The organism is Vulcanococcus sp. DEBay_Sum22DG08_74 (assembly GCF_017852955.1).
In the GTDB taxonomy this organism is placed as follows: domain Bacteria; phylum Cyanobacteriota; class Cyanobacteriia; order PCC-6307; family Cyanobiaceae; genus Vulcanococcus.
The window spans coordinates 1-7554 of record NZ_JAFMKL010000082.1 but is presented as its reverse complement, the minus strand read 5'-3'; the positions used below and the strand labels follow the sequence as shown (position 1 = coordinate 7554).

The window sequence follows — 7554 nt, the reverse complement described above, 5'->3', positions numbered from 1 at the left end:
TTTCTGATCATCAGTGCTCGCTCTGTTCTGATCGCTCTTGTCTCGGGGCTCTTGCTTCGAGATGGTCCCAGCTGTTTTGGCCGAGCGAATGCCAACGATCTTCGACTCAGCTTTTCGTCTTCATTGGTCTTCGCTTGTGTTGGCTCAGTTTCGCTGATCCTGCATGGATCTGGGTACGTACAGCTTTACCATCACGAGTCTGAATGGCAGCTTCCTTTTCAGTTGACAGGATTTCTTGGTGTTTTGGCTGTACAGGATGCCGTCTTCTACTTTGTTCATCGCCTTCTGCATCATCCTGCCCTCTACAGGATTGCGCACCTAGGGCATCATCGGTCAAGGCATTATTCAGCCTGGACTTCATTTGCTTTTGACCCAATCGAGTCACTCTTCCACTCTGTTTTTATTGTGGTTGTTGCGATGACCGTTCCGCTTCACTTCGTCACACTGTTTGCCCTTCTTGTGACGATGTCTGTTTGGGCTGCTTTGAACCACATGCCGCCGGCTGGATTGCCGGAGGCATTTCCTCATCACTGGTTGGGGCGTTGGTTGATTGGCCCTGTTCATCATTCCATTCATCATCAAAAACAGGGCTCTAACTTTGGGCTTTATTTCACGTTCTGGGATCTTCTATTCGGAACGCAGGATCAGGGCTACGCTCGAAGTGTCTCGCGCGTTGTTAGAAAAGATTCACTGTTGCGTTGAATGGCTCAAAAAAAGGACTGGTGAAATTCTCGCCAGTCCTCCTTCTCTTGATTGCCTCAGTCAGGGCTTTTGTCTGTTGGATCCGCCATTTTTACTTCATGGCTATTTGGAGTGTGCTTGAGACCGCAAGATCAAGTGGGAAATTGTGAGCATTTCTTTCGTGCATGGCTTCGATGCCAAGATCTGCCCGGTTGAGTACATCAGCCCAGCTGTGAACGACACGACCTTGAGGATCAAGGATCGATTGATTGAAATTTAGACCATTCAGTCCAAAGGAAAAGCTGGCGATTGCAAGGGACGAGAACCAAATCCCGAGTACTGGCCATGCAAAGAGAATGGCATGGATGCTTCGGCTGTTATTCAATGCTGCATAGGGGAAGACGAGCCGACCGAAGTAGGCGTGAGCTGAGACGATGTTGTAAGTCACCTCCTTCTGGCCAAAGCGATATCCACGATTAATCGACTCCTGTTCTGTGGTTTCTCGAACCAGGTTGCTTGAGACGAGTGATCCATGAACTGCCGCGAGGAGTGCCCCCCCAAATGTTCCGGCTACGGCAAGCATGTGAAATGGATGCATTAATACATTGTGTTCAGCTTGGAGGACAAGCATGAAGTTGAATGTGCCCGATATTCCAAGAGGCATTCCCTCTGAAAACGAGCCCTGGCCCATTGGGTAAACCAGAAGTACAGCCATTGCTGCTGACCAAGGTGCTGAAAAGGCAATGGCAATCCACGGCCGCATTCCTAGGCGATAGCTCAATTCCCACTGCCGCCCCATGTAGGCCGTGATGGCGATCAGAAAGTGAAAGACAATTAATTGGTACGGTCCGCCGTTGTAAAGCCACTCATCCAGACTTCCCGCTTCCCAGATCGGATAAAAATGGAGTCCGATGGCATTTGAGCTGGGCACGACTGCGGCGGTAATGATGTTGTTCCCACTGAGGAGTGATCCTGTGATGGGTTGCCTGACGCCGTCCAGGTCGACACCCGGAGCGCTGAGGAAGGCAATCACAAACGCCGCAGTGGCAGCGAGGGTCGTTGGAATCATCAAGACCCCAAACCAGCCGATGTAAAGCCTTTGGTTGGTCGAAGTGATCCAGTCTCCAAATGCAGACCAGGTCTGCAGTCCATTGCGGTTGGACAAGAATGTTGTCATGAAAAGTCCTTTGAGGTTCAGTCCCGCTGCCAGACTTGTGGCACTCAAATGGCCCGGCTATTTCGGGAGCTGGTGAACGAAGAAAGTGCATTTCAAGGATCTTGATTCCTCAGTGATCTCTGCACCTTCTCCGATAGACCCTGATGCCTTCCCTCTGGGCCTTTGGGTTTCGCTGTATCTTTGCTTCACTTTGGCTTCAAGCCAATGTCGATCGATCTAAATCTTCTTTTTCTAGATGCAGAACGGCTGCATTTCCTCCTTGGATCTGCAGGTGTTGGCTTTTCCTTAGCCAGTTGATTCAAAATCCTGAGGTGGATTCACTTCGTCGCCGCAGCATCAGCGAGCTCAGTCTTCGTGACTATTGCCTTTATCGGGCTATTTGCTCAGAGCTCGAGGTTCTCGAGGACTCCATTCAGGTTGATTGCCAATCAGGCGGTCATCTTCTAGAGCTGGCGGTGGCCATGCGTGATCGGCGTCTTCTTGTCGAGTGGTTGCGTGAATTGGGGTATCCCCCAAGCTCTGATCTCACCGACAGCGGTATCACTCCAGAGTTGGAAGAGCAGCTGATCGCCCACGGATCTGATTGGTAGCTCTTTCGTTTAATCCGCCGCAACTTCTCTGCGCCACTGAACACGTGTCCGTGTAATCACTGAGAGACTGCCCCAAAGCTGATGGCAGCTCTCTTTGCGCTGGGCTGTTGTCTTTCACTGCTTCCAGCCCTGCAGCAGCCAGGACCCTCTATAGGGTCAGTGGCCATGGCAGAGAACCGGCGACTGGTCTGGAGCGGAGCCCTGGCGGCTGGTCTGCTGGCCGGTGTGGCGCTGCCCCCCCTGGGATCCCCGCCCCTGCTCTGGCTGGCTCTGGTGCCGCTCTGGGCCTTTGGTCCTGGGCCGGCGGCCCTCTGGGCGGCGGCGGCGGTCTTGGTCAGCCATCGCTGGCTGCTCTGGTTGCACCCCCTCGATTGGATTGGGGTGCCCCTGCCCTTGAGCCTGCCGCTTTGTCTGTTGCTCTGGTTGGCCCTGGGACTACTGGGGGCGGGGTTGGTGGCGCTCTGGCGCGCCCTGGTGGGGCGGTTCGGCGCTGGACGTTGGTCTGTGGCGCTTTTGGCCTCGGCCCTTTGGGGCTTGGGTGAGGTCTGGATGGCCAAGGGGCCTCTGTTTTGGCTGGGGCTGGGGGCGGCCGTTCTGCCGGGTGATCGCGCCCTGGCGGGGCTGGCCCAGTGGATTGGGGCCGGTGGCTTGGCGGCGCTGCAGTTACTGCTGGCCTGGGGGCTCTGGCGTTTGCTCCTCGGCTGGTGGGAGGGGCGACGCGGGCTTTGGCGTGGCTGGCTGTCCTGGTTGCTGGTGCTCGCCCTGCTCCATGGTCTGGGTTGGCAGCAGCTGCAGCGCAGCGCCCTAGAGGACCCAGGTGCTCCCTGGCTGTCGGTGCTGGTGCTGCAGCCCGATATCCCCACCCGCGAGAAGTTCAGCTGGGTTCAGCAGCGGTCTCTGGAGCGGCAGCTGCGCCAGGCCCAGGCCGATGCGGAGGCCCAGGGCGCTGACCTGTTGGTGCTGCCCGAGGGGGCCTTGGCTCTGGGGCAGGGGCTGCCTACTGCAGCGGGAGTGGAGGTTCTCAGCGGTGGCTTCCGTCAGGAGGAGGCCCAGCTGCTCAGCAGTGTTCTGCGCTTTCCCCCTCAGGCACTGCAGGCGGAGGGGGGGATCGATAAGCACCGCTTGGTGCCGCTGGGGGAATGGGTCCCCGGTGGAGCCCTCTTGCGTTGGGCTGGGTTGTCTGCGGTCGGTGGGGTCGAGCCGGGAGCGGCCTCGCGTCTGCTGCAGCACCCCCAGGGGGATCTCGCCGTGGCCATTTGCTACGAGATCGCCGATGGGGCCGGATTGATCGCTGCCTCCCAGGCGGGGGCTGGCTGGATCCTGGCCAGCGCCAACCTCGACCCCTATCCCCTGCAGTTGCAGCGGCAGTTCCAGGCCCTGTCCCAGTTGCGGGCGATTGAAGCCAGTCGCTGGCTGGTCAGTGCCGCCAATAGCGGCCCGAGTCTTGTGGTGCAGCCCGATGGGCGGCTGGGGGCCTCCTTGGCTCCGATGGAGCCGGGAACCCTGTTGGTGCGGCTGCAGGCTCGGGCGAATCAGACCGTCTACGGGCAACTGGGGGAATGGCCGCTGTTGCTGGCGGCAGGCGCCGGACTCGTCGCAAGTCGGTCTCGCATGAGACAATCTTGAGACTTGCTTAAGGCGCCTTTTGGTTTCCTTCCGCTCTGGTCTGTTGGGTCTGGGCTTGGCGGCCGCATCGGCGCTGCTGACTCTGCCTGCCAGGGCTATGGATCCGGCTGATGCGGCGCTGGAGGCGGCCTCTGCCCTGGGGGTCGTGGTGATCCAGGGGGCGGACTGCGGCGGGCCGCGTCAGCTCGCCACCTACAACATGGGCGCGAACGTCCTCTGCCTCTCCAAGGCCCTTGACCTTGATCCGCAGAAGCGGGCCAGGGTGATCCAGCACGAGTTGGTCCATGTGGTGCAGGACTGCCTTGATGGTTTGGGTACGCCCACCTCGCTGACCCTGGCGGAGGGATTGCGCTCCAGCGGTCAGCTCAGTGGAGAACAGGTCAACGGCTTTTTTCTGCAGCATCTGCGCAAGCAGGGCAATTTGAATCACGTCGTGGCTTCAACGGCGCAGTTGCCCTTGGAAAGTCGTCAACGTGAGTTCGAGGCCTACGCCCTGCAGGCGGATCCGGCGATGGTGGCGCACCTATTGAAGTCCACCTGCACGCTCTAAGTCGTCGGCTAATCGCGGATTGGAGTTGACTTTCAGGCCACGCAGACAGCGCGGTTAATGGATGCGTCTGTCTAGGTATTCAGCACCAGGTTATTGTGCCTAAATCACCAAAAGTATGGCATTTATACCTGGAAGAAATGCCCTGACCAGGGTTAGGACATCAGGAGTTGCCGCCTTTGCTGTGACCGCTTATCCCTGCTGCGCTGCCTGTAAGAACTTCATCATCGCTGGCGGCATGGGGGTCTGCCGCTGTTGGCGGATGACGATGAGCTTGAAGGACGCTGAGGCTCAGGTGCGCTGCCCCTATTGGCTTCGCGCGGAGGCGGTTGAAGATCCCTTTGAGACCTTTGATTGAGTCAGAACTCGATTCAGTGAAGAGCACGTTGGTGTCCTGCGTCACCTTCTGAGGTCTTGGGTTTGCTCTTGATGGGGCGGCTGGCCGCCCAGAGTTAAGACGCTCTGGACGCAGCTGTGATGCCCGACGTGCTGTCCCTGACGGCGATCCTCCTGTATCTGACGGCTAAGGGGGTTCATGCCTTTTGGCTCGCTGACTCGCCGCCTGCGCCTGGCTCGGGTCGGGGTTGAAAACCGGAGAGATTCGGCGCGAACAACCTCCCACCTTCTCGAAATGGGTCCACTGAGACCAGGGTTGAGAGGGATGGGGTTTGCGGTTCTCCAGGCCCATTCGCTTTGCGGTCCTCTTGGCCGCGCTGCTCGGGTTTGGATTGCAGGCCTCCCCGGCTCGAGCGGAGCGTCTCAAGTCCATCGCGTTGCTCGCCGGGTTGCTGCGCCGGGCCGGCACCGAGACCTTGGTGGCCCGGGATTGCCCCAAGCAGTTGATGGGTGCTTTTGTCTTCGCCCGCAATGCCGTGGTCTTGTGTGCCAACAACCTCAAGGACGATCCCGAGCGGGTCTGGGAGACCTTGGCCCATGAGTCAGCCCATGTGATGCAGCACTGCCGGCGTCAGCCGATCTTTGAGCGGGATCGTCTGGGCTTGGATTTCTTGCTGGCAAGCCATCAGTCACCGGAGCTGTTCAAGGCCGTTGGCCAGTACCACCCCAGTCAGCACCGCACGGAAATCGAGGCGCGGATTGTTCAGGGTTTGCCGGCTGAGGAGGTGATGAATCTCTTCCGCCGCTCCTGCGCGGATCGCCTGCTCTAGGACGAGCAGCTGTAGTGCGACAGCCCGCCGGCATTGAAGAACTCGCGGGGTTTGAGCCTGTCGTAGGTCGCCGCAAGCTCTGCTGGAGGGGTGGTGTAGGGATCGCGGAAGACCGTCTGGAGTTCTTGGATCAAGCTCAGATCGCTTTCAGCAGCACGTTCGTAGGCGGGGGCGATGAGCCACTCCCGCCACGTGATCTGTGGGTTGGCCTGGCGCATGGCGGCCCTAGCGGCCTCGGGGTCGCCCAGCTGTTCGCGCCAACGCTGCAGCCAGGTCGTCCAGCGCTGCTCGAGTTCAGCGTCGATTGGCAGATAGAAGCTGGGTTTGAGCGCCTCCACCTGCTCCGGGAGTTCAGAGAGCTGGCGGAAAGCCAAGGTGTAATCGGCCCTGGAGCTGGCCAGCAGTTGCAGCAGATCCTTCAGGAGGTCGTCGTCGTAGCTGGCCAGTCCCAGCTTGCGGGTCCACATCGCCTCGAGTTCGCCGCGCATCGCTTCTGAGAAGCCCTCGCGCAGCCCATCGAGCTCAGCCAGCGCCCCTGCGTCGTCCTCCAGCAGTGGCCGCAGGGCAGACCAGAACATCTGGTAGTTGGCCTCTGCGGCTGCCGGTTGGTTGAAGAAACAGAAGTGCTCGCCGCCGCCGGTCCAGGGCTGGAAGCGGGGATCAAATAGTTCGCAGAAGCCGAAGGGCCCGTAGTCGAGGGTGTAACCGCCGGCGGCGCAGTTGTCGCTATTGAAGTTGCCCTGGCAGTAGCCCACGCGAATCCAGTTCGCCACCAGGGCCGTCAGCCGTCCGCGGAAGAGCCGGGCCAGCTCCAGCACCTGCTGAGGGAAGGGCAGAGCCGCGTTGATCTCGGTGCGGTAGTTGCGCTCGATCAGGTGCGCGGTGATTTGCTGCAGTTCCCGCAGGGCCCCGGGGTGGGCGTTGCTGCGGACCCGTCGGGCAAAGAGCTCGAGCTGGCCGACTCGCAGGAAGGACGGCGCCACGCGGGTCGTGATCGCGGCCGGGTTGTCGACCATCACGTCCGGCTCGAAGGAGCGCGATTGAGGGGAGTACCAGGGCCGCCGCACGCCCTCGGCGCGGGACATGTAAAGGCTGAGGGAGCGGGTGGTGGGGACCCCCAGGGCATGCATGAACTCCTGGGCGAGGAACTCGCGAACGCTGGAGCGCAGGACGGCCCGGCCATCGGCGCCGCGGCAGTAGGGGGTGGGGCCCCCGCCCTTGAGCTGCATCTCCCAGCGCTGGCCCTGAAAGAGGCCTTCGAAGATTGAGATCGCCCGCCCGTCGCCGTAGCCATTGCCGGTGCCGAAGGGGCACTGCTGGATGTACTCCGTGCCGTAGATCGAGAGGGCATAGCCCGTGGCCCAGCCATAGGGCCGCATGGCTCCTCGCGCCACCCGGCTGTCACCGGAGAAGAGCCGGCGGAAGTCCTCGTCATGGGCCAGGTCTTCGCCTAGCCCCAGCTCCGCGAAGAGGCTGGCGCTGTGGGCCACGTATTCCGGGGCCGGTAGTGGCTTGGGGGTGACGGGGACGTAGTGCCCTGAACGGACCTGCCGCGGCAGGTGATCATCCCCATCGCTGCTGGACTCCGGGTCGGCCTGGAGGGTCTCCAGCAGGGAGTAGTCCACCTGCGCCGCAAAGGCCTCAAAGCTGTCGGTGGTGGTCATGGGTGTTGGGCACAAAAAAGCCCAGGACAGGCCTGGGCTTTTGGAAAGTGGAGCCAAGGAGACTCGAACTCCTGACCCCCTGCATGCCATGCAGGTGCTCTAC

General features: G+C 60.4%; 8 protein-coding genes. 6 read left to right on the top strand and 2 right to left on the bottom strand.

From position 1 onward, the window contains the following. The coding region (locus tag QZ184_RS08750; RefSeq protein WP_296419121.1) for a sterol desaturase family protein at nucleotides 1-702 on the top strand (702 nt) is incomplete at its 5' end. Between the two features lie 91 nt (nucleotides 703-793). Here the strand turns inward: QZ184_RS08750 and psbA are convergent. Next, a complete protein-coding gene (gene psbA, locus QZ184_RS08745; protein ID WP_296419118.1) occupies nucleotides 794-1858 on the bottom strand; it encodes a photosystem II q(b) protein in 1065 nt (354 codons plus the stop codon). Between the two features lie 311 nt (nucleotides 1859-2169). On the opposite strand from psbA, the gene QZ184_RS08740 reads away from it, so the two are divergent. From QZ184_RS08740 to QZ184_RS08720, 5 genes are all read left to right on the top strand, one after another. Continuing rightward, nucleotides 2170-2448, top strand: coding sequence for a hypothetical protein (locus QZ184_RS08740; RefSeq protein WP_296415772.1), 279 nt, complete (start codon nucleotides 2170-2172; stop codon nucleotides 2446-2448). 81 nt (nucleotides 2449-2529) lie between these two features. Then, on the top strand, nucleotides 2530-4074 hold the full coding sequence (locus tag QZ184_RS08735; RefSeq protein ID WP_363159711.1) for an apolipoprotein N-acyltransferase: 1545 nt from the start codon (nucleotides 2530-2532) through the stop codon (nucleotides 4072-4074). Nucleotides 4075-4171: 97 nt separating this feature from the next. Further along, nucleotides 4172-4624: a hypothetical protein gene (locus QZ184_RS08730; protein ID WP_296415774.1), complete on the top strand. Its 453-nt coding sequence runs from the start codon at nucleotides 4172-4174 to the stop codon at nucleotides 4622-4624. Between the two features lie 181 nt (nucleotides 4625-4805). Continuing rightward, complete coding sequence (locus QZ184_RS08725) at nucleotides 4806-4979, top strand: hypothetical protein (RefSeq protein ID WP_156797832.1); 174 nt, start codon at nucleotides 4806-4808, stop codon at nucleotides 4977-4979. A gap of 310 nt (nucleotides 4980-5289) precedes the next feature. After that, complete coding sequence (locus QZ184_RS08720; protein ID WP_296415776.1) at nucleotides 5290-5787, top strand: hypothetical protein; 498 nt, start codon at nucleotides 5290-5292, stop codon at nucleotides 5785-5787. On the opposite strand, the gene QZ184_RS08715 is transcribed toward QZ184_RS08720, so the two are convergent. Next, nucleotides 5784-7451 (bottom strand): protein adenylyltransferase SelO family protein, encoded by a 1668-nt coding sequence (locus tag QZ184_RS08715; protein WP_296419116.1) that lies wholly within the window; start codon nucleotides 7449-7451, stop codon nucleotides 5784-5786. The genes QZ184_RS08720 and QZ184_RS08715 overlap by 4 nt on opposite strands. Nucleotides 7452-7554: the final 103 nt, after the last annotated feature.